Raw genomic sequence first — 22,010 nt, 5'->3', positions numbered from 1 at the left:
CATGCGATGGCCCGGCATCAACGCAGTGATTGAAGAGAGGGTTTCGCAGTCCGCGCAGGTGGTGATACACCGAAGCAGCGCCGGACGTTCCCGCGCCCCGGCACGGCCCCGGCGCCGTTCCCCGGCGCCCGAAGCCGACCCTCACAGGAACCTGGACGTCGATCCAGATCGAGCCCGGACCGGCAGGCCGTCGCCCTGGCGGGCATGCCCTGGTCCGGATCGCGAAAAAGGGACGCTCGAAGAAAGACTCTCCTGCAATGCCGCGTATCAATTACGTCGAGCCGGCAGTCATGCTGGCGACCATCCTGCAATGGCTGTTCCTGGCCACCGTCGCCGGCGCGTTCGTCGGAAGCGGGACCAGTCTTTTCCTGCACGGCCTGTTCTTCCTCACCGAACGGACGGCATCCGTTCCGCTTTGGGTGCAGATGCTCCTGCTGCCGCTGGGCGGCATTCTGAACGGGCTTCTGCTCTATTACGGCTATCGGTGGAATACCGCCGGCCTGACCGACTCGGTCATCACCTCGGTGCACAAGCAATCCGGCCGAATGCCGTTCAAGACGGTCGCGATAAAGCCGCTCGCCGCCCTCATAACGCTCGCCTCCGGTGGTTCGGCCGGCAAGGAAGGGCCGTGCTCGCATATCGGGGGCAGCCTGGCCTCGGCGATCGGGCGGATGCTGCGGCTGAATGTCGAACTGCAGAAGCGGATCGTGGCCTGCGGGGTCAGCGCCGGCTTCGCCAGCGTGTTCGGCACGCCGATCGCCGGCGCGATCTACGGCGTCGAGGTGCTGGCGATCGGCCGTATCCGCCATGACTTCCTGTTTCCGGCGATCATCGCCGGTGTCACCTCGTTCGAGGTCAGCAAGATGTGGGGTGTCCCCTACACCTATTACCTCATTCCCGTACTGCCGGAATTCTCCGAGATCCTGTTCATCAAGACGATCGTCATCGGCATCGTCTGCGGCCTCGTGGCCTGGTTCTTCGTCGACATGCTCACCTTGTCGCGCAAGATGTTCGAGCGACTTCGGACGCGCTTCGCGATCTGGCCGCCGCTCATGCCGTTTCTCGGCGGCGTCCTGCTGTCGGCGCTGATCATCGTCATCCCGACCGACTATCTGGGGCTCAGCCTGCCGCTTGTCAGCCGCGCGCTCGACGGCGAGGCGATGCCGTTCCTGGGCGTCGTCTGGAAGACGCTGCTGGTCGCGATCACGCTTGGCTCGGGCTTCTACGGCGGGATCGCGACGCCGCAGTTCGTGATCGGCGCGATCGCCGGAAGCGCCGTCGCCGACCTGCTCGATGTCGACCCCGCGCTCGGCGCGGCGGTCGGGCTGGTGTCGGTGATCGCGGCCGCCTCGAACACCCCGATCGCAGCGATCCTGATGGGCATCGAGCTGTTCGGCGGGATGGCCGGCACGATCTATGGCGCCGGCGCGGCGATCGCCGCCTATCTGATCATCGGACACCGAAGCGTCTATCCGGATCAGCCGGTCGCCTATCCGAAATCGTCCTGGATGCTGGGCAGGCCGGACCTGACGCTCGGCGAGGAAAAGTTCCGCCTGTCCTATGGCCTGCTCAAATGGCTGAGCCGCCACCAGCCCGGGCCTGGCCGTCCTGGACGGCCACCGCGCCGCAATCGGCCCGATGACCGGGCCTGACGCGGCACCCGGTGCGCCGCCAGGTACGGGGGCCGTATCAGCCGAGGATGCCCTGCAGCTTCATCGCCAGGCCCATGTTGCCTTCGATCTTCAGCTTGCCCATCATGAAGGCCGTGGTCGCGTCGAGGTCCCCGGCCACCATGCTCTCGAAATCGTCCTTGCTCATGCGGATCGTGCAATCGGCATCGAGGTCCTCGTTGCTGACCTTGTTCGGCGAAGAGGCGCCGTCGACGAAGACAATGCCGTCATCGCCGAAATCGAACTTGATCGTCGCATCGAGACCGGATTCGTCGCCGAGGCGTTCCGCCATGCCGGCGGTAATTTCTTCGAGCGTGGCCATGACCTGTCCTTCTTGTCTTGGTGTTTTCGGGAATGGCGCACCCGCCGACCCGTAATACGCTGCAGAATGTCGGTCGCCGGACACCGTCTCACAATCCGGCGTCAGCTTGACGTTAACGTAAACGTCAAGTACTTTTCTGTCAATCGCCGCCCCGTGAGAAGGGCGGCGGAACCGAGGGGGCGATGCGCTACGACAGCATTTTTCGGCCCGGGCTTTTCGAGGGCCGCAGCATCATCGTGACCGGCGGCGGCAGCGGTATCGGCCGCTGCACCGCGCACGAGCTTGCCGCGCTCGGCGCTCATGTCGCCCTGGTCGGTCGCAAGCCGGCGAAACTGGACGCGGTCGTCGCCGAGATCGCCGAGGCCGGCGGGCGGGCCACCGCCCATCCCTGCGACATCCGCGAGGAAGGCCCGGTCGGCGATACGGTGGCGGCGATCCTCGCGCGCCACAGCCGCATCGACGGGCTGGTCAACAATGCCGGCGGCCAGTTCTCCGCCCCGCTCGCCAAGATCAGCCAGAAAGGCTGGGAAACCGTGGTCCGGACCAATCTCACCGGCGGCTTCCTGATGGCCCGCGAATGCTACAACCGCTGGATGGCCGACCATGGCGGCGCGATCGTCAACATCATCGCCGACATGTGGCGGTCGATGCCGGCGATGGGACATTCCGGCGCGGCGCGCGCGGGCATGCTCAATTTCACCGAGACGGCGGCGGTCGAATGGGGGCATGCCGGGGTCCGGGTCAATGCCGTCGCGCCCGGTTACATCGCCTCCTCCGGGCTCGACAACTACCCGCCAGAAGTCCGGCCGATGATCCGCCGCCTGAAGACGCTTGTCCCGCTCAGCCGGGTCGGTACGGAATCAGAGGTGGCCGCGGCCATCGTCTTCCTGCTGTCCGACGGCGCGGCGTTCATCTCCGGCAGTTGTCTGCGCGTCGACGGCGCGGCGCCGAACGCGCGCGGCAACTACCCGCTGCCGAAAGGCGAGCCGGCGCCGGCCTTCGACGGCTTCCACCTGGCGTCGACGCCGCAGGTATTGAGCGAAGACTAGGCGGGAACCCGGCATGGCGGAATTCGAGAGCACGATCGATACAGGCAGCGAGGCCTTTCGGGCGAACCGCGCCGAGATGCTCGACTGGATCGCCCGGTTCCGCGCTCTCGAACAGAAGGTCCGCGACATCTCGAACGGCAAGAAGGCGACCTTTGAGAAGCGCGGCAAACTGCTGCCGCGCGAGCGGCTGGCCCTGTTGCTCGACCCGGATTCGCCGTTCCTGGAATTCTCCACGCTGGCCGGCCTCGCCATGCATGACGACGACGGCAAGGAGAATGTCTTCGGCGGCGGCCTGATCGCCGGGATCGGCCGGGTCGCCGGCACGCGCTGCCTGATCGTTGCCTCCGACAGCGCGATCAAGGGCGGGACGGTGGCGCCGATGGGCCTCCGCAAGAGCCTGCGCGCGCAGGAGATCGCGCGTCTGAACAAGCTGCCGGTGGTCAACCTGGTGGAATCGGGCGGCGCCAACCTGCTCTACCAGGCGGAGATCTTCGTCGACGGCGGCCGCGGCTTCTGCAGCCAGGCGCGGCTGTCGGCGGCCGGCATCCCGCAGGTCACGGTCGTGCATGGCTCGTCGACCGCTGGCGGCGCCTACCAGCCGGGGCTGTCCGACTACACCGTCATGGTGCGCGGCAAGGCCAAGGTCTTCCTCGCCGGCCCGCCGCTGCTCAAGGCCGCGACCGGCGAGATCGCGAGCGACGAGGAACTCGGCGGGGCGGAGATGCATGCCACCGTTTCCGGCGTCGCCGACTTCATCGCCGAGGACGACGCCGACGGCATCCGCCTTGCCCGCGAGATCGTCGGCCGGCTCGGCTGGGACGCGGGAAAAGCGGCGGCAGACGCCCCGGACTTCGCCGAGCCGCGCTACGATCCGGAGGAACTGCTCGGCTTCGTCCCGGTCGATTACCGCAAGCCCTACGACGTCCGGGAGGTCGTTGCCCGGGTCGTCGACGGCTCCGACTTCCTCGATTTCAAGGCCGGCTACGGGCCCGGGACGGTCTGCCTGCAGGCGGCGATCCATGGCCTACCCTGCGCCATCATCGGCAACAACGGGCCGATCGACGCCCGGGGCGCGGCCAAGGCGGCGCAGTTCATCCAGCTGATGTGCCAGAGCGGCACGCCGATCGTTTATCTGCAGAACACCACCGGCTACATGGTCGGGACCGAGGCCGAGCAGAGCGGGATCGTCAAGCATGGCTCGAAGATGATCCAGGCGGTCGCCAACGCGACCGTGCCGCAGATCACCCTGCATATCGGCGCCTCCTTCGGCGCCGGCCATTACGGGATGTGCGGACGGGCCTACGATCCGCGCTTCGTCTTTGCCTGGCCCAACAACCGGATCGCGGTGATGGGCGGCCAGCAGGCGGCCCGCGTGATGTCGATCGTGACCGAGGAGAAGATGGCGCGCGCCGGCCAGCAGGCGGACCCGGCTTTTCTGGAGGCGATGGAGGCGAAGATCGTCGAGCGCATGGACGGCGAATCGACCGCCCTCTACGCCACCGCCCGGCTCTGGGACGACGGCATCATCGACCCGCGCAACAGCCGCACCGTGCTCGGATACTGCCTCGCCGTTTGCCGCGACGCGGAACGGCGCCAACTCAATGCCAACACGTTCGGCGTGGCCAGGATGTGAGGCCGGAGGAATCCCGATGACGATCTACAGCGAACAGCACCACGAGATCATGCGCTCGATGAAGCGGTTCATCGACGACGAGGTCAATCCGCATGTCGAGGAATGGGAGAAGGCCGGCATCTTCCCCGCCCGCGAACTATTCCGGAAGATGGGCAAGCTCGGCTTCCTAGGGGTCAACAAGCCGGTCGAGTATGGCGGCCTCGGGCTCGACTATTCCTACGCGACGGCGGTCGCCGAGGCGCTCGGCCATATTGCCTGTGGCGGGGTGCCGATGGCGGTCGGCGTGCAGACCGACATGGCGACGCCGGCGCTCGCCCGCTTCGGCTCGGACGAACTGAAGCGCGAATTCCTCGCCCCGGCGATCGCCGGCGAGATGGTCGCCTGCCTCGGCGTGTCGGAAGTCGGCGCCGGTTCGGACGTCGCGATGATCCGCACCACGGCGCGCAAGGACGGCGACGATTACGTCATCAACGGCGGCAAGATGTGGACCACCAACGGCACCCAGGCCGACTTCATGTGCCTGCTCGCCAATACCGGGGACGGCCCGGTACACCAGTCGAAATCGCTGATGATCATGCCGATGGCGGCCCGGGGCGTCACCGTCGCCCGCAAGCTCGACAAGATGGGCATGTGGTCGTCGGACACGGCGCAGATCTTCATCGAGGACGTCCGCATCCCGCAGCGCTATCGGATCGGCGCCGAGGGCCAGGGCTTCGTCTACCAGATGCTGCAGTTCCAGGAAGAGCGCCTGTGGGCCGGCGCCTCGCTGCTGCTCAGCCTCGAACGCGCGATCGAGGAGACCATCGACTATACCCGCCAGCGCAAGGTCTTCGGCCAGCCGGTGCTCGACAACCAGGTCGTGCATTTCCGTCTCGCCGAGCTCAAGACCGAGATCGAGCTCCTGCGTTCGCTGCTGTACCGGGCGGTCGAGACCTATGTCGGCGGCGGGGACGTCACCCAGTGGGCCTCGATGGTGAAGCTCAAGGCCGGCCGGCTGATCCGCGAGGTCGCCGACAGCTGCCTGCAATATTACGGCGGCATGGGCTTCATGAACGAGACGCCGATCTCGCGGCTCTATCGCGACGGGCGGCTCGCCTCGATCGGCGGCGGCGCCGACGAGATCATGCTCGGCATCATCGCCAAACATATGGGAACGTTGCCCGGCCGGCGGGCCGCCAGTGGGCGCGAGGCGGCCGAATAGGCCGGCCCCGGATGGCCCGCTTCGGCAAGGTCCTGGTCGCCAATCGCGGCGAGATCGCGGTCCGCGTGCTGCGCTCGGCGCGCGCCGCGGGTTACCGCACCGTCGCCGTCTATTCCGACGCCGACGCCGACGCCCCCCATGTCGCGCAGGCCGACGAGGCGATCCGGATCGGCCCGCCGGAGGTCGCCGCCTCCTATCTCTCGACCGAGGCGATCCTCGCCGCAGCCGCCCGGAGCGGCGCCGACGCGGTCCATCCGGGTTACGGCTTCCTGTCCGAGAACGCCGCCTTCGCGGAAGCCTGCGAGGCCGCCGGCCTGACCTTCATCGGCCCCGACCCGGCGGCGATCCGCGCGATGGGCGACAAGGCCGAGGCGAAGCGGCGGATGATCGCGGCGGGCGTGCCCTGCATCCCCGGCTACGAAGGCGAGGACCAGTCGGACGCGCGCCTGGTCCGCGCCGCGCGCGAGATCGGCTTCCCGGTGATGATCAAGGCGTCGGCCGGCGGCGGCGGCCGTGGCATGCGGCTGGTCGCCGGCCCCGGCGGGTTCGAACAGGCGCTCCGCGCCGCCCGCTCCGAGGCCCTGAACGGCTTCGGCGACGGCACCCTGATCGTCGAGAAGGCGCTTCCCCGGCCGCGCCACGTGGAGGTGCAGGTCTTCGGCGATGCGCACGGCAACGTCATCCACCTGGGCGAGCGGGACTGTTCGGTGCAGCGCCGCCACCAGAAGGTGATCGAGGAGGCGCCCTCGCCCGCCGTGACGCCCGCGATCCGGGCGGCGATGGGCGAGGCGGCGGTGAAGGCGGCGAAAAGCATCGCCTATCGGGGCGCCGGCACGGTCGAGTTCCTACTCGACGGCGATGGCGCATTCTACTTCATGGAGATGAACACCCGCCTGCAGGTCGAGCATCCGGTGACCGAGGCGATCACCGGCCTCGATCTCGTCGACTGGCAGTGCCGCATCGCCGCCGGCGAGGAACTGCCGCTCACCCAGGAAGAGGTTGTGCTCGATGGCCATGCCATCGAGGCACGGCTCTATGCCGAGGATCCGGCCCGCGATTTTCTCCCCGGGACCGGGCGGGTCGCCCTGTGGTCGCCGCCGGAGGGGCCCGGCATCCGGGTCGATCACGGCCTTGCCCGGGACCTCGAGGTGTCCTCCTGGTATGACCCGATGCTCGCCAAGATCGTCGCCCGTGGCCGCGACCGGGACGAGGCGCGGCGGCGTCTCGTCCGCGCCCTCGGCGACTGCGCGATCCTCGGCCTCACGACCAACCGGGGCTTTCTCCTCGACTGCCTGGAACATGACGTGTTCGTCGCCGGCGAGGCGACGACCGCCTTCGTCGGAACCGACTGGACGGCGCCCGATCCGGCCGCTGGCGCGGCACCGCCCGGGCCTGCGGCGCTGGCGCTTGCCGCGCTGCTGTTCCGCAACCGGGGCGCCGACAGCGACGGCTTCGCCGGCTTCGGTTCGACCGGGCCGCGCGCCCTGCCCTGCAGGCTCCGCGCGGGCGAGACCGAGCATGCCTTCACGATGACGGTGGCGCGCGACGGCGTCGCTGTCGCGACGATCGGCGAGCAGACGCTCTCGATCCGGATTCTCGAGAACGCCGACGGACAGCTCCGCTTCGACGCCGACGGTCATCGCCGGCGCGCGGCCTACGCCTTTGCCGGGAAGACGCTGCTGCTCGCGTGCGACGGCCGCGAGTTCAGCATCGAGAATCGCCTGCTCGCCCCGCCGCGCAAGCACGACAGTGCCGCCGACGGGCGCATTCTCGCGCCGATGACCGGCCGCGTCGTCGCCGTCCGCGCGGCAGCGGACGACCGGGTCGGGCGCGGCCAGTGCCTGCTGGTCATCGAGGCGATGAAGATGGAGCACGAGATCGTGGCGCCCGCCGCCGGGCGGATCGCGGCAATCCATGTCGCGGACGGCGACCAGGTGGCGGCGCGGAAACTGCTGGTCGAGATCGCGAGCGAGCCGGCCGGCACGGCCGAAGGCGACCGCTGAACGGCTGCCGACCCCGCAACAGGATACGCAACACGTCATGATTCCGTGGCCGGGCCGCGTTTTCCGCTTGATCGCGGCACGGACCCTCGTACAGTTGAAGTCATGAGCGAAACGGACACCCGCGTCAGCCATCCGGGATTGATCCTGAAGGCGAGCTTCATGGACCCGCTCGGCATCTCCATCAATCGGCTGGCCCGTCTCATCCACGTGCCGCCGAACCGGATCAGCGCCATCGTCAACGGCAAGCGGGCGATCACCGCCGACACCGCGCTCCGCCTCGAACGCTTCTTCGGCATCGCGGCCAAGAACTGGATGCATCTGCAGGCCGACTACGACCTCGATGTCGAGCGCCGGGAAAGCTGGCTGAAGATCGCCGCCTCGATCACGCCGGGCAACAAGAAGGCCTGACAGACCGGGCGGCGCCGTCGGCAGGGTTGCGCCCGGGCGATCGCCCGGGGCCTTTCCACGCAAAAGCGCTTTCGGCCGAGCCGCGGTTGTCTCCTCCCGCCCGGGCGCGCATCTGTGTCCGGCCACGCCAACGCCCAGGGGAGAAACCGCTGCCATGACAGGTCCGCTCGAAGGGGTTCGCATCGTCGACCTGACCCAGATGATCGCCGGTCCGCTCGCCACCATGATGCTGGCCGACCAGGGCGCCGACGTCATCAAGGTCGAGCCGCCGAGGGGCGGCGACCATACCCGCGCCGTCTCCAACCGCGCGGGCGGCTTCTCCGCCTCCTTCCTCAACAACAACCGGAACAAGCGGTCGATCGCGCTCGACCTGAAGGACCCGCGCGGCCGCGAGGCGCTGCTCCGGCTCGTCCGCGGCGCCGACGTCTTCGTGCAGAATTTCCGCCCCGGCGTGGTCGAACGCATGGGCCTCGGCGAGGACGCGGTGCGCGCGGTCGCCCCCGACATCGTCTATGTCTCGATCTCGGGCTTCGGCGAGGCCGGGCCCTACGCGGCGAAGCCGGTCTACGACCCGCTGGTCCAGGCGCTCTCCGGGCTGACCACGGTGCAGGCCGGTTCGGACGGCGAGCGGCCGCGGCTGGTCCGCACCATCCTGCCCGACAAGCTGACCGGGGTCACCGGGGCGCAGGCGATCACGGCGGCACTCTTCGCCCGCACGCGGACCGGCAAGGGCCAGCATGTCCGGCTTTCGATGCTGGATTCGGTGATCGCCTTCATGTGGTCGTCGGACATGGGCAGCCAGACCTTCGTCGGCCGGGAGTTCGCCCAGGCGAAGGCCCAGAGCTTCATCGACCTGATTTACGAGACGAAGGACGGCTATATCAGCGTTGCCGTGCAGTCTGACCGGCAATGGGCGGGGCTCAGCCGCGCCCTAGGCCATCCGGAATGGCTCGACGATCCGCGCTTCCGCACGGTCTCGCTCCGCCAGGAGAATATCGACGCCCGCCTGGCCCTGACCCAGGAAGCACTCCGGACAGGCACCGCGGCCGAATGGCTCGCGCGGCTGGAAGCCGAGGATGTGCCCGCCGTGCCGGTACTGACCCGTGGCGAGATGGTCGGCCACCCGCAGGTGGTGGCGATGGAGACGCTGGTCGAAACGCCGCACGATCAGGCCGGGACCCTCCGCCAGGCGCGCCCGCCGGCCCGCTTCTCGGAGACCCCGGCGAGCATCCGCTTCGGCGGTGCGGCGCTCGGCCAGCACGGGCCCGAGATATTGTGCGAAGCAGGGCTGTCAGCGGACGAGATCGCCGCCTTGCGCGAGGCCGGCGTGCTGGGCGGAGAATAGAACCGTTACGACCCCTCCGCGATCCGGAGGGGTCGCGTCCGGTTTCCGGTCAGCGCCGTCGGCGACGCATCAGGCCGAGGCCGGCGAGACCGAGGCCGAAAATCCCGAGCATCGCCGGTTCCGGGACCGTGATCGCCGTCTCGGTGATCTGTATCGGGTCGCCGGTCGGGTTGATCGGATCGCCGATCCGCGCGAAGGCCGGCCGCGTCTTGTCGGCGGTCTCCGCGTAGGCGGTCATCGTGTAGCCGAGATCGAAGCTTCCGCCGGGCGCATAGGTCCCGAGATCGAGCCCGATCGTGAAGGAGGCAAAGTCGGCCTCGCAACCGGAAGTTCCGACCGGCGCGCCGAAGTTGCTCGAGGAAAGCGTGCATTCGTCCATCTGGGCGTAGCCGGTCCAGATCGAGCCGCCGTTGAGGGTGATATCGATCGACAGGCCGGCAAAGTCACCGGCGCCGCCGCCAGTGCCGAGCGACGGATTCTGGACATGGAAGAGATACTTGTAATTCACTAGCGTGGTCGTGTTGTTGGTGACGCTGTTCCCCCAGGCCGCGAATCCTGCGGCGGCCGCCTCCTCCGTCGGCACCGGGAAAGCGAAGAACGCGATAACGATACCGCCATCGTCCTCCTCCTCGCCGGCGACAGCGCTGGTATTCAGCAGTCCATCCGCCCGCGAATACGCGTTGGCCTGTCCGATCCCGGTTATCCCCGCGGAGCTGGATGCAATTGCCCCGGCCAGGATACCCTGCTGGGCTACCAACGCGCCGGACTCATAGACTTCCGATGACGCCGATACCAGCACCGCGCCCGCCGGTGACGCCATGAAACCGGCCAGCATAAAGGCGGCCACTCCGCCAAGAACGCCACTCACTCTCGCCATGATTGCACCTCCCGTGCGCACTTTTTTGCGACAAGCAACGAAACCGGCGAGGGTTAATGCAAGTTATATGCCGAGTATGAAATATATTCATTTTCAGAAAGATAGCTGGACGCGCTCCACCACCGGCGCCGGATTTGTCGGATTCCTTGACAAAAAAGCGTTGTTCCATGCCGACGTTCCGCGGGCACCGTCGCTCCCGTGAACGCCGCGAGGCAATTCGACACAAGATGTCGATCAGGCGATCTTACGGCAGAATACTCTCGCAATGCGTGATCAAGTGTGAAATTTTTTCAATCCATAGTACGACCCGGCCCGACGAGTGGTAGCGGGGCGCGGCCGTCGGTCAGACTCCGGCAAGCGCCTTCGTCACCGACACGAGCCTTGCGCCGACTGCCTTCACGGTCGCTTCCTTTCGGGCGTCCGTGAGCCGGCCGTTCTCGTCGAAGGCGCTGGCCGCGCTGGGCACCGCCGTCTGGTCCGGGATCACCGTGACGCCGATATTGCCGAAGATCTCGCGCAGGTGGCGCAAGCCGCGCAGACCGCCGAGCGCCCCGGTCGACGTCGAGACCAGCCCCGCCGTCTTGCCGCGAATGAATTTCAGGCTCGGGGCATCGCCGTTCGGGCGCGATACCCAGTCGATCGTGTTCTTCAGCAGCGGCGTGACCGAGCTGTTGTATTCCGGCGCCGAGATCAGCAGGCCGTCATGGGCGGCGAAGAGCGCCTGCAGCCGCGTCGCATGCTCCGGCAGACCCTCGGCCGCCTCCAGGTCGCCGTTATAGAGCGGCATCGGGAAGTCGCGAAGTTCGATCAGGGTCACCTCGGCGCCGGCCTCGGACGCGCCCTCGACGGCAATCCGGATCAGTTTCCGGTTCCAGGAGCCGTCCCGCGCGCTGCCTGCAAAGGCCAGGATCTTCGCCGTCGTCGCCATCGCTCATTTCCCCGATCAGTTGTCCAGCGGCCAAGCCCCGTTCGCGAAAGGGAATGCCTCTATTGGTCATAGCCGACCGGGACGCAGGATGCAGCCCCGCCGCCGACACTTTATGTTATTCTAATGTTCCGGTGCGCCGGCCCCGTCCGACCGGGCGGCGGCGAGCACGCCCCGGAAGCAACGGAGGCCACCATGCCGGACAGCGTCTACAAGGTGATCGAACTCGTGGGCAGCAGCAGCGAATCCTGGGAGAAGGCGGCGGAACTGGCGGTCGCCCGGGCGGGCGCCTCGCTCCGCGACCTGCGGATCGCCGAGGTGGTCGAGCAGGACCTGCAGATCGAGAACGGCAAGATCCGCGCCTTCCGGACCCGGCTCAAGCTCTCCTTCCGCTACAACGAGGACTGAACGCCGGCAAAGTCGCCACCGGCGCAGCGAAGCAGAACGTCCCGGCTTGTCGGGCCGGGGCGCGGGCAACACGTGTCGTGACGAACGGTCAGGCGGCGTAGAAGGTCTCGCCCTTCGCCGCCATGTCGCGCAGCAGGGCCGGCGGCGCGAAGCGGGCGCCGTGGGCCTGGGCGAGGCGGTCGCATTCGGCGATGAAGGCATCGAGGCCGAGCGAATGGATCTGGCTGACGGTGCCGCCCTTGAACGGCGCGAAGCCCCAGCCGAGGATCGAGCCGACATCGGCATCGCGGGCGGTGGTGACCACCTTTTCCTCCATGCAGCGGGCGGTCTCGACCGACTGCACATACATCAGCCGCTTGATCACCTCGCCGACCTCGGGCTGCGCGTCGGCGACCGGGAAGTGATCGGCGAGGCCGGGCCAGAGCCGCTTCTTCGCGCCCTCCGGATAGTCGTAGAAACCCTTGCCGGCCTTCTTGCCGAGGCGGCCGAGCTTTTCCACCATCAGCGCGGTCACCGGATCGGCCGGCGAGGGGCGGTAGGCGTCGCCCAGGTCAGCCTTCGACTGGGTGGCGATCTTGTGGATCAGCTCGATCGAGACCTCGTCGGCAAGCGCCAGCGGCCCGACCGGCATACCGGCGAGCCGGCCGGCATTGTCGATCAGCGCCGGCTCGACGCCCTCGGCCAGCATGGCGAGGCCCTCTGCCACATAGGTCGCGAAGACCCGCGAGGTATAGAAGCCGCGGCTGTCGTTGACGGTGATCGGCGTCTTGCGGATCGCCTTCACGTAATCCATGGCGCGCGCCAGCGTCTCGTCGCTGGTCTTCTCGCCCATGATGATCTCGACCAGCATCATCTTGTCGACCGGCGAGAAGAAATGCAGACCGATGAAGTTGGCCGGCCGCTCACTCGCCTCGGCGAGGCCGGTGATCGGCAAGGTCGAGGTGTTGGAGGCGAAGACCGCGTCCGCGGCCAGCACGGCCTCGGCCTTCCTCGTCACTTCGGCCTTGATGTCGCGGCGTTCGAAGACCGCCTCGATCACCATCTCGGCGCCTTTCAACGGCGCATAGTCGGTGGTCGGCGTGATCCGGGCGAGCACCGCGTCGGCTTCCGCCTGCGCCATCCGGCCCTGGGCGACGCGCTTCTTCAGAAGTCCCTCCGAATAGGCCTTGCCGCGTTCGGCCGCGGCCTGTTCGGTGTCGATCAGCACGACCTCGATGCCGGCCAGCGCGGTGACAAAGGCAATGCCGGCGCCCATCATGCCGGCGCCGAGGATGCCGACCCTGGAATAGGCCTGCTTCGGCACCCCGGCCGGGCGGTCGGCCAGCTTGTTGGCCTCGCCCATGCCGAAGAACAGCGAGCGGATCATGTTCTTCGCTTCCGGCGTCTGCACGGTGGCGACGAACTGCCGGGCCTCGATCTTGAGGCCGGTGTCGATGTCGACCTGGCAGCCGTGATAGACGGCGCTCATGATGTTGTTCAGCGCCGGGTAGTTGCCCATCGTGCGCTGGCGCAGCATGGCATTGCCGGCGACGAAGGTCTGCATCCCCTTCGGGCTCTGCACCGGCCCGCCGGGCAGCTTGAAGCTCTTGCTGTCCCACGGCTGGGCGGCGCCCTTCGCGCCCTCTTCCCGGATCCAGCGCCTGGCCTCGGCCATCAGCTCCTCCGCCGGGACGACCTTGTGGACGAGGCCGGCCTGGGCGGCGGCCGCCGGGTTCAGCCGCTTGCCCTCGAGGATCAGCGGCAGCGCCGCCTGGATGCCGATCAGGCGCGGCAGGCGCTGGGTGCCGCCGCCGCCCGGCAGCAGGCCGACCTGGGATTCCGGCAGGCCGATCTGCGCCTTCGGCTTGTCGGCCGCGACCCGGTAATGGCAGGCGAGGCAGATCTCGAAGCCGCCGCCGAGCGCGGTGCCGTTGATCGCGGCCGCGAACGGCTTGCCCGAGGTCTCCATGCGGCGGAAGGCGCGGTTGGTGTTCATGACCGAGGCGAAGGCGTCGGCCGCGCCGGACCAGCCCTGCAGCATCTCCAGGTCGGCGCCGGCGATGAAGTCGGCCTTGCCCGAGGTGATGACGACACCCTTGACCGCATCGTCGGCGATCGCCTTGTCGACGGCATCGATGAAGGCCGGAAGCGACTGGTCGTTGAGCACGTTCATCGAACGGCCCGGCATGTCCCAGCTGATGGTGGCGATGCCGTCGGAATCGACGGAATAGTTGATCATCCTGATATCCCCTGTCTCCGCGAGAGGGGGTGTCCGCGCGAAATCCCGCGCGCCGCCCCGCCCCCCGTCCGGTCCCTGTCTAGACGCGCTCGATGATGGTCGCGGTGCCCATGCCGGCGCCGACGCAGAGCGTGACCAGCGCGGTCGACTTGCCGGAACGTTCCAGTTCGTCGAGAACCGTGCCGAGGATCATTGCCCCGGTCGCGCCGAGCGGATGGCCCATGGCGATCGCGCCGCCGTTCACGTTGATGTCGGAATGATCGACGCCCATCGCCTCCATGAAGCGGAGCACGACGGCGGCGAAGGCCTCGTTGAGCTCCCAGACATCGATGTCGGCGGCGGTCATGCCGGCCCGCTTGAGCGCCTTCTCGGCCGCGTAGGACGGGCCGGTCAGCATGATCGACGGCTCCGAGCCGATCGAGGCGAAGGAGCGGATGCGGGCGCGCGGCTTCAGGTCGAGCTTCCTGCCGATCGCCTCGCTGCCGACGAGCACCGCGGCGGCGCCATCGACGATGCCCGAGGAATTGCCGGCATGATGGACATGGTTCAGCCGCTCGACCTCGGGGTAGCGCTGCATGATGACGCTGTCAAAGCCGAGCTGCTCGCCCTGCATGATGAAGGACGGATTGAGCGAGGCCAGCGTCTGCATCGTGGTCTCGGGGCGCAGGAACTCGTCATGGTCGAGGATGGTCAGGCCGTTCTGGTCCTTCACCGGGACGACCGAGGCGGAGAAACGGTTCGCGTCCCAGGCCGCCTTGGCGCGCTTCTGGCTTTCCACCGCGTAGGCGTCGACGTCGTCGCGGCTGTAGCCCCACTTGGTGGCGATCATGTCGGCGCCGATGCCCTGCGGGGCGAAGTAGGTGTGGAAGGCGACCGCCGGATCCGACGCCCAGGCACCGCCCGACGACATCATCGGAACCCGCGACATGCTTTCCACGCCGCCACCGATCGAGAGGTCCGACTGCCCCGACATGACCTGGGCGGCGGCCATGTTGACGGCCTCCAGCCCGGAGGCGCAGAAGCGGTTGATCTGGACGCCGGAGACGCTCTCGTCATAGTCCGCGAAGAGGACCGCGACGCGGGCGATGTCGGAGCCCTGGTCGCCGACCGGCTCGACGCAGCCGAGCACGACATCGTCGACTTCCGCGGTGTCCAGGTTGTTGCGGTCGCGGAGCGCCCGGAGCGCGGTCGCGGCCAGCTCGATCGGCGCCACCTCGTGCAGGGAGCCGTCCTTCTTGCCCTTGCCGCGCGGGGTCCGTACCGCGTCGAAAATGAATGCGTCGGTCATCGTCGTTTCTCCTTGTCCGGACCGCCCGGTCCGATCCCGTGCCGTGCGCCCGCCCCGCAAGTCTCGAGGTAGCGCGCCCCGCCGGCGCTGCAAGAGCCGTCAGAGGCCGCGGCCGATCAGTTCCTTCATGATCTCGTTGGTTCCGCCGTAGATCCGCTGGACGCGGGCGTCCGCATAGGCCCGGGCAACCGGGTATTCCCACATGAAGCCGTAACCGCCATGGAGTTGCAGGCATTCGTCGATGACCTTGCACTGCAGGTCGGAGCACCAGTATTTCGCCATCGCCGCGGTCTCGACATCGAGCTTCTTCTGCAGAAGCAGGTCGATGCAGCGATCGACGAAGACGCGGGCGACCTGCGTCTCGGTCTTGCATTCGGCGAGCTTGAAACGGGTGTTCTGGAAGCTCGCGATCTCGCGGCCGAAGGCCTTGCGCTCCTTGGTATAGGCGATCGTCTGCTCGACGATGCGCTCGCAGGTGGCGATCGCGGTGATGGCGATCTGCAGGCGCTCCCACGGCAGTTCCTGCATCAAGTAATAGAAGCCCTGCCCTTCGCCGCCGAGCATGTTGGTCATCGGCACCCGGACATTGTCGAAGAAGAGCTCCGAGGTATCCTGCGCCTTCAGGCCGAGCTTCTTCAGCTTGCGGCCCTTGGTGAAGCCATCGCGGTCGGCCTCGACCAGGATCAGGCTGACGCCCTTGGCGCCGGCCTTCGGGTCGGTCTTGGCGACGACGATCACCAGATCCGACATGTAGCCGTTGGTGATGAAGGTCTTGGCGCCGTTGATGACCAACTCGTTGCCGTCCTTCACCGCCGTCGTCTTGACCGACTGCAGGTCCGAGCCGGTGCCGGGCTCGGTCATGGCGATGGCGCCGATCACCTCGCCCTTGGCCATGCGCGGCAGCCAGGTTTCCTTCTGCTCGTCCGAGCCGTAATGCAGGATGTAGGGGGCGACGATCTCCGAATGCAGCCCGAAGCCCGGGCCGGAGGCGCCGGTCAGCGCCTGCTCCTCCATCAGGATCACGCTGTAGAGCTTGTCCGCGTCGGCACCGCCGTACTGTTCCGGCATGGTCGGGCAGAGAAAGCCCTGCTCGCCCGCCTTCAGCCAGGCCTCGCGATCGATCTGGCCCTGCTCTTCCCAGCGTTCCCGGTGCGGCGCGATTTCCTCCTCCATGAACCGGTGGACCGATTCACGGAAAAGATTGTGCTCCTCGGCGAAGATCGTGCGTTCGATCATCGGTGTCGTTACCCCCTGAACTCGGCGCCGGCGCGACCGGCGCGCATTTTCGATAGCCTCAGAATGCCTCCGCGTCGAGCGCCATGAGGCTGTCCGCGCCAGCATTGATCTTTGCGACCAGCGACGAGGTTTCCGGCAGCATGCGGGCGAAGAAGAAGCGCGCCGTCGCCAGCTTGGTCTCGAGGAAGGGCGGATCGTCGGCGCCGTTGGCGAGCTTCTCGCGGGCGACCTTGACGGTGCGGCCCCACATGAAGCCGAGCGCGACGAGGCCGAACAGTTTCAGATAGTCGCTCGAGGCGGCCCCCGCGTTGTCCGGATTCTTCAGGCCGTTCTCGGCGATCCAGAGCGTGCCCTGCTGCAGATGGGCGAAGGCCTTGGCCAGCGGCATGACCACGTCCTTCATCTCCGGGTCGCCCATGTTCTCCTGCAGGAAGCGGTCGACCGGATGGAAGAACTGGCGCAGCGAGCGGCCCATGTTGGCGGACAGCTTGCGGCCCACCAGGTCGAGCGCCTGGACGCCGTTGGCGCCCTCGTAGATCTGCGTGATGCGGGCGTCGCGGACGAACTGCTCCATCCCCCATTCGCGGATATAGCCGTGCCCGCCGTAGCATTGCATGGCGAGATTGGCGGCCTCGAAGCCGCCGTCGGTGAGGAAGCTCTTGAGCACCGGCGTCACCAGCGCCAGGAAATCCTCGGCGTCGCGGCGTTCGCTCGCGTCGCTCGCCGATTCCGCCAGGTCGAGCGAGACCCCGGCCCACAGCGCGAAGGCCCGCGAGCCCTCGGTGAAAGCCCGGATCTGCAGGAGCATGCGGCGCACGTCCGGATGCACGATGATCGGGTCGGCCGCCTGTTCCGGCGCCTTGACGCCCGAGATCGAACGACCCTGGATGCGCTCGCGCGCATAGACGACGGCGTTCTGGTAGGCGACCTCGGCGATCCCGAGGCCCTGCATGCCGACGCCGATGCGGGCCGCGTTCATCATCGTGAACATCGCCCGCATGCCGCGGTGGGGTTCGCCGATCAGGTAGCCGATGGCGTTGTCGTAGTTGAGCACGCAGGTCGAGTTGCCGTGGATCCCCATCTTCTCCTCGATGGAGCCGCAGGAGACGCCGTTCCGGTCGCCGAGGCTGCCGTCCGCCTCGATGCGGAACTTCGGCACCAGGAACAGCGAGACGCCCTTGATGCCCTCAGGGCCGCCCGGGATCTTCGCCAGCACCAGGTGGATGATGTTTTCCGCCAGGTCGTGCTCGCCGGCGGAAATGAAGATCTTTGTGCCGCTGACCCGGTAGGTCCCGTCGTCGTTCGGCTCGGCCTTGGTCCGCATGAGCCCGAGGTCGGTACCGCAATGGGGCTCCGTCAGGTTCATCGTGCCGGTCCATTCGCCGGACACCAGCTTCGGCAGGAACATCGCCTTCTGCTCGTCGGTGCCGTGCTGGCGAAGCGCCTCGTAGGCGCCGTGCGATAGCCCGGGATACATGCCGAAGGCGAGGTTGGCCGAGGACATCATCTCGGCGAAGACGATGCCGAGATAATGCGGCAGGCCCTGGCCGCCATAGTCCGGATCGGACGACAACGTGCCCCAGCCGGCCTCGCAATAGGCCTTGTAGGCGTCCTTGAACCCGGTCGGCGTGGTCACCTCGCCGTCCTTCCAGGTGCAACCCTCGTGGTCGCCGACCTGGTTGAGCGGCTGGATGACCTCGCTCAGGAACTTGCCGCCCTCCTCCAGGATGGCGTCGATGACATCCGGCGTGGCCTCGGAGAAATGCGGCAGATTGGCGTATTTCTGCACGCCGATGAGATCGTTCAGGACGAACCGGATATCCTTGACCGGGGCTTCGTAGATCGGCATCTGGCTGGCTCCCTGACTAGTTGCGCAGCGGCTTGCCGGTGGTGAGCATGTGCTCGATCCGGTCCAGCGTCTGCGTGTTGCGGATCAGCGTCATGAAGCTGTCGCGTTCGAGCTTCATCAGCGCCTTTTCGCTTATCGTTTCGGTGATGTCGGTGTCGCCGCCGGTGATCACCCGGGCGACCTCGCCCGAGACCACGCCGTCATAGGCGGTCGCCTTGCCCTGGTGGACGAGGCCCTCGACCGCCATCGACAGGGCGGCCTGCCCGGTCGGGCCGGGCAGCGCGATGTCGACCGGTTCCGGCGGCGCGTAGTTGGCGGCCAGTTCCAGCGCCCGGGCCTTGGCGTCGGCAAGCACCCGCTTGCGGTTCATGGTGACGCGGTCGGACGGGCGCAGGATCAGCAGATCGCGGGCTTCCTCGGCGCTGGTCGCGACCTTGGCGGTGGCGATCGCCTCGAACACCGTCGAGATCGCCGGCATCGTCCCGCCCGGACGCTTCGGATTGGCGAGCGCCCGGCTGATCAGTTCCTTGCAGCCGCCCCAGCCGGGCAGCAGCCCGACGCCGACCTCGACCAGCCCCATGTAGCTTTCCACATGGGCCTGCACCGCGTCGGCATGGAGGCAGATCTCGCAGCCGCCGCCGAGCGCCATCCCGGCCGGTGCCGCGACCACCGGGAACTTGGCGTATTTCAGCGCCAGCATGGTGCTCTGGCCTTCCGAGATCGAACCCTCGATCAGCGGCCACATGGCGGCGTTGGCGGCGAAGATCGCGATCCCGACATTGGCGCCGACGGAGAAGTTGTCGGCATCGGTGTGGATCACCAGCGCCTTGAAGCCCTGCTTGTCGATCTTCGAGGCGGTCTTCAGCATCGCCACCACGTCCGGGTCGATACTGTTCATCTTGGTGTGGATCTCGAGACAGGCGACACCGTCGCCGATATCCCAGATCGAGGCGCTGCGATTGCCCGCGACCGGGCTCCGGCCGCGCTTGTAGTCGGCGAGCAGGAAGGCGCCCTCGGGGCGCGGCACGTCCTGGTAGCTGCCGTCCAGCGCGTAGTAGAGCGCGCGGGTACCCTCCTCCTTGTAGAAGCGGCCACCGCCGAGCTTCTTCAGGATCGCCGGCACCGGCCGGCCCTCGGCCGCGAGCCGGTTCGCGAACCATTTGGCGCCGAGCTGGTCGATCTGCTCGAACGGGCCGTATTTCCAGGCGTAGCCGGTCTTCATCGCGAGATCGATCGAGACGATATCGTCGGCGATCTCGCCAACCAGCGAGGCGGCATAGGAGAGTACGTGCGAGAGCACCGCCCAGGCATAGGCGCCGCCCTTGTCATCATGCTCGACGAGGGCGCGCAGACCCTTCCGCGCCGCCTTGACGCTCGCCAGGTCGGGCTTCCGTTCGGCCCGGTATTCGCCGCTGGCGATGTCGAGCACTTCCGTGCGCTTGGCGCCGTCCTTGACGACCCGGCGGTAAAAGCCGCCCTTGCCCTTCCGCCCGGTATAGCCCTCGGCAATCATCCGCTCGACCGTCGTGGCCAGCGGATGTTTCGCGTCATAGGCCTGGCAGAAGGCGTCGTCGGCCGGCAGCAGCGCCAGCATCGAGGCGTTGACATGCGGGGCGAGGTCGATGCCCGTCAGGTCGGCGAGGCCGAAAATGCCGGTCTTCGGAATGCCCATGGGCTTGCCGACGATGGCGTCCGCCTCCTCGACGCTGAGGCCGAGGTCGATCGCCTTGGAGAGCGCGATCCAGGACCAGTAGATGCCGATCCGGTTGGCGATGAAGCCCGGCGTGTCCTTGCAGTCGACGACTTCCTTGCCGAGCCTGACATCGGCGAAGGCGCGCAGGTCGGCAATCGCATCCGGACGGGTCTTCGGCCCGGCGACCAGTTCGAACAGCCGCATGTAGCGTGGCGGATTGAAGAAATGGGTGATCGCGAAATCCGCCTGGAAGCGGTCCGGCATGCCCTTGGCGAGGCGGCCGAGCGGGATCGTCGAGGTGTTCGAGGTGATGATCGAGCCGTCCTTGCGGACCGCTTCGAGCTTGCCGTAGAGGCTCTGCTTGATGTCGGGGTTCTCGATGATCGCCTCGCAGATCCAGTCCACGTCGGCCAGCAGGTCGAGATTGTCATCGAGGTTGCCGGTCGCGATGCGGCGCGCGTTGCGGCTGTGGGTGAGCGGCGCCGGCTTCGTCTTCAGCAGTTTCTGGACAGCGCCCTCGGCGAGCGCGTTCCGGTTTTCCGCGCCCTTCGGCACGATGTCGAGCAGCACCACCTGGCAACCCGCGTTGGCGCAATGGGCGGCGATCGCCGCACCCATCACGCCGGAGCCGATGACGGCGACCTTCTCGATGGCCATCAGCAGGCCTCCATGACGGTGGCGATGCCCTGCCCGCCGCCGATGCACTGGGTGGCGAGCGACAGGCCCTTGCCCTCCCGGACCATGATCTGCGCGGCCTTGCCGGTGATCCGGGCGCCGGTCGCACCCATCGGATGGCCGAGCGCGATGGCGCCGCCGTCGATGTTGGTCTTCGCGAAGTCCATGCCGCTCTCGCGCAGCACGCCGAGCGCCTGCGCGGCGAACGCCTCGTTGAGCTCGATCACGTCGATGTCGGCCAGCTTGACGCCGGCCCGCTTCAGCGCCTTCTCGGTCGCCGGGACCGGACCGAGGCCCATGAAGTCCGGCTTGCAGCCGGCAACCGCGATCGAGCGGATGCGGGCGATTTTCTTCAGGCCATGCGCATCGGCATATTCCTCGGAACAGACCAGAGTCGCCGAGGCGCCGTCGGTGAGCGGCGAGGAGGTCGCGGCAGTCACCGTGCCGGCCTTGTCGAAGGCCGGGTCGAGGCCGGCCATGCCTTCCAGCGTGCTGTCGGCACGGATGCAGCCGTCCCGGTCGATGCGCTGGTTGCCGTCGACGATGGCGACGATCTCGTCGTCGAACTTGCCGTCGGCCTGGGCCTTTGCTGCCCGACGGTGGCTCTCGAGCGCCATCTCTTCCTGTTCCTTGCGCGAGATGCCGTGCTTCTTCGCGACATTCTCCGCCGTGATGCCCATCGAGACATAGGCTTCCGGATATTCCTTGTAGAGGCCCGGATGGGGCATCGGGTTGAAGCCACCCATCGGCACCCGTGTCATGTTCTCGACCCCGGCGCAGATGAAAACCTCGCCGGCATTCATCTGGATGGCGCCGGCCGCCTGATGGATCGCCTGCATGGAGGAGCCGCAGAAGCGGTTGACCGTGGTCGCCGCCGCGCCGATCGGGACACCGGCGAGGAAGCCGATGATGCGCGCCACGTTCAGGCCCTGCTCGCCTTCCGGAAAGGCGCAACCGACGATGACATCCTCGATGTCGGCGGCGTCGACGCCGGTCCGCTCGAGCAGCCCCTTGACCACCTGGCCGGCGATCTCGTCAGGACGCACCCGGGCAAGCGCACCCTTGCGGGCCAGCGTGAAAGGAGAACGTGCAAATCCCGCAATGACGACGTTTTTCATCGGTCCACCATCCCTTGTTGTCGGTTGGCACGCTGCCGGACATCGGTCCGGCCGGCCTGTTCAGTTCCAGAACTGGTTACGCGGCGCGGTCG

General features: G+C 67.5%; 17 protein-coding genes. 8 read left to right on the top strand and 9 right to left on the bottom strand.

All coding sequences use genetic code 11. The features are described from left to right. Nucleotides 1-257: 257 nt before the first annotated feature. Nucleotides 258-1,652: a chloride channel protein gene (locus OCH7691_RS04910; protein WP_176244914.1), complete on the top strand. Its 1,395-nt coding sequence runs from the start codon at nt 258-260 to the stop codon at nt 1,650-1,652. Between the two features lie 37 nt (nt 1,653-1,689). On the opposite strand, the gene OCH7691_RS04905 is transcribed toward OCH7691_RS04910, so the two are convergent. Next, nucleotides 1,690-1,992, bottom strand: a complete 303-nt coding sequence (locus OCH7691_RS04905) for an SCP2 sterol-binding domain-containing protein (protein ID WP_085882258.1) — start codon at nt 1,990-1,992, stop codon at nt 1,690-1,692. Between the two features lie 182 nt (nt 1,993-2,174). On the opposite strand from OCH7691_RS04905, the gene OCH7691_RS04900 reads away from it, so the two are divergent. The 6 genes from OCH7691_RS04900 (at nt 2,175) to OCH7691_RS04875 (ending at nt 9,631) form a co-directional block, all read left to right on the top strand. Next, nucleotides 2,175-3,041 carry an SDR family oxidoreductase gene (locus tag OCH7691_RS04900; RefSeq protein WP_085882257.1) on the top strand — a complete coding sequence of 289 codons (867 nt, stop codon included), beginning with the start codon at nt 2,175-2,177 and terminating at the stop codon, nt 3,039-3,041. 13 nt (nt 3,042-3,054) lie between these two features. Next, nucleotides 3,055-4,674: an acyl-CoA carboxylase subunit beta gene (locus tag OCH7691_RS04895; RefSeq protein WP_085882256.1), complete on the top strand. Its 1,620-nt coding sequence runs from the start codon at nt 3,055-3,057 to the stop codon at nt 4,672-4,674. 16 nt (nt 4,675-4,690) lie between these two features. Continuing rightward, nucleotides 4,691-5,875 (top strand): acyl-CoA dehydrogenase family protein, encoded by a 1,185-nt coding sequence (locus tag OCH7691_RS04890; RefSeq protein ID WP_085882255.1) that lies wholly within the window; start codon nt 4,691-4,693, stop codon nt 5,873-5,875. Between the two features lie 11 nt (nt 5,876-5,886). Further along, entirely contained in the window at nt 5,887-7,878 is a 1,992-nt protein-coding gene (locus OCH7691_RS04885) for an acetyl/propionyl/methylcrotonyl-CoA carboxylase subunit alpha (protein ID WP_085882254.1), read from the top strand. Between the two features lie 102 nt (nt 7,879-7,980). Next, nucleotides 7,981-8,286, top strand: a complete 306-nt coding sequence (locus OCH7691_RS04880; RefSeq protein ID WP_085882253.1) for a HigA family addiction module antitoxin — start codon at nt 7,981-7,983, stop codon at nt 8,284-8,286. 154 nt (nt 8,287-8,440) lie between these two features. Beyond that, nucleotides 8,441-9,631, top strand: a complete 1,191-nt coding sequence (locus tag OCH7691_RS04875) for a CaiB/BaiF CoA transferase family protein (protein WP_085882252.1) — start codon at nt 8,441-8,443, stop codon at nt 9,629-9,631. 49 nt (nt 9,632-9,680) lie between these two features. On the opposite strand, the gene OCH7691_RS04870 is transcribed toward OCH7691_RS04875, so the two are convergent. Together OCH7691_RS04870 and OCH7691_RS04865 are read right to left on the bottom strand one after the other, a co-directional pair. Beyond that, the gene (locus OCH7691_RS04870; RefSeq protein WP_085882251.1) at nt 9,681-10,508 is read right to left on the bottom strand and encodes a PEP-CTERM sorting domain-containing protein; all 828 of its coding nucleotides are present in this window, start codon (nt 10,506-10,508) and stop codon (nt 9,681-9,683) included. 343 nt (nt 10,509-10,851) lie between these two features. Continuing rightward, nucleotides 10,852-11,436, bottom strand: a complete 585-nt coding sequence (locus OCH7691_RS04865; protein WP_085882250.1) for an NADPH-dependent FMN reductase — start codon at nt 11,434-11,436, stop codon at nt 10,852-10,854. A gap of 192 nt (nt 11,437-11,628) precedes the next feature. On the opposite strand from OCH7691_RS04865, the gene OCH7691_RS04860 reads away from it, so the two are divergent. Next, nucleotides 11,629-11,841: a dodecin family protein gene (locus tag OCH7691_RS04860; protein WP_085883508.1), complete on the top strand. Its 213-nt coding sequence runs from the start codon at nt 11,629-11,631 to the stop codon at nt 11,839-11,841. Between the two features lie 88 nt (nt 11,842-11,929). Here OCH7691_RS04860 and OCH7691_RS04855 read toward each other — a convergent pair whose 3' ends face one another. The 6 genes from OCH7691_RS04855 to OCH7691_RS04830 form a co-directional block, all read right to left on the bottom strand. After that, nucleotides 11,930-14,059, bottom strand: a complete 2,130-nt coding sequence (locus tag OCH7691_RS04855; RefSeq protein ID WP_085882249.1) for a 3-hydroxyacyl-CoA dehydrogenase NAD-binding domain-containing protein — start codon at nt 14,057-14,059, stop codon at nt 11,930-11,932. Nucleotides 14,060-14,138: 79 nt separating this feature from the next. Then, nucleotides 14,139-15,347 carry an acetyl-CoA C-acetyltransferase gene (locus OCH7691_RS04850; protein ID WP_085882248.1) on the bottom strand — a complete coding sequence of 403 codons (1,209 nt, stop codon included), beginning with the start codon at nt 15,345-15,347 and terminating at the stop codon, nt 14,139-14,141. Nucleotides 15,348-15,446: 99 nt separating this feature from the next. Further along, a complete protein-coding gene (locus tag OCH7691_RS04845) occupies nt 15,447-16,583 on the bottom strand; it encodes an acyl-CoA dehydrogenase family protein (protein WP_085882247.1) in 1,137 nt (378 codons plus the stop codon). A gap of 58 nt (nt 16,584-16,641) precedes the next feature. Next, a complete protein-coding gene (locus OCH7691_RS04840; RefSeq protein WP_085882246.1) occupies nt 16,642-18,432 on the bottom strand; it encodes an acyl-CoA dehydrogenase C-terminal domain-containing protein in 1,791 nt (596 codons plus the stop codon). A 16-nt stretch (nt 18,433-18,448) separates the two neighbouring features. Further along, a complete protein-coding gene (locus tag OCH7691_RS04835; protein WP_176244913.1) occupies nt 18,449-20,782 on the bottom strand; it encodes a 3-hydroxyacyl-CoA dehydrogenase/enoyl-CoA hydratase family protein in 2,334 nt (777 codons plus the stop codon). Beyond that, nucleotides 20,782-21,918: a thiolase family protein gene (locus OCH7691_RS04830; RefSeq protein WP_085882245.1), complete on the bottom strand. Its 1,137-nt coding sequence runs from the start codon at nt 21,916-21,918 to the stop codon at nt 20,782-20,784. Before OCH7691_RS04830 ends, OCH7691_RS04835 begins: the two co-directional genes overlap by 1 nt. Nucleotides 21,919-22,010: the final 92 nt, after the last annotated feature.

Source organism: Oceanibacterium hippocampi (assembly GCF_900172325.1).
Classification (GTDB): Bacteria; Pseudomonadota; Alphaproteobacteria; order Sneathiellales; family Sneathiellaceae; genus Oceanibacterium; species Oceanibacterium hippocampi.
The sequence above is the reverse complement of the archived record's forward strand: the minus strand, read 5'-3'. Positions and strand labels throughout refer to the sequence as shown.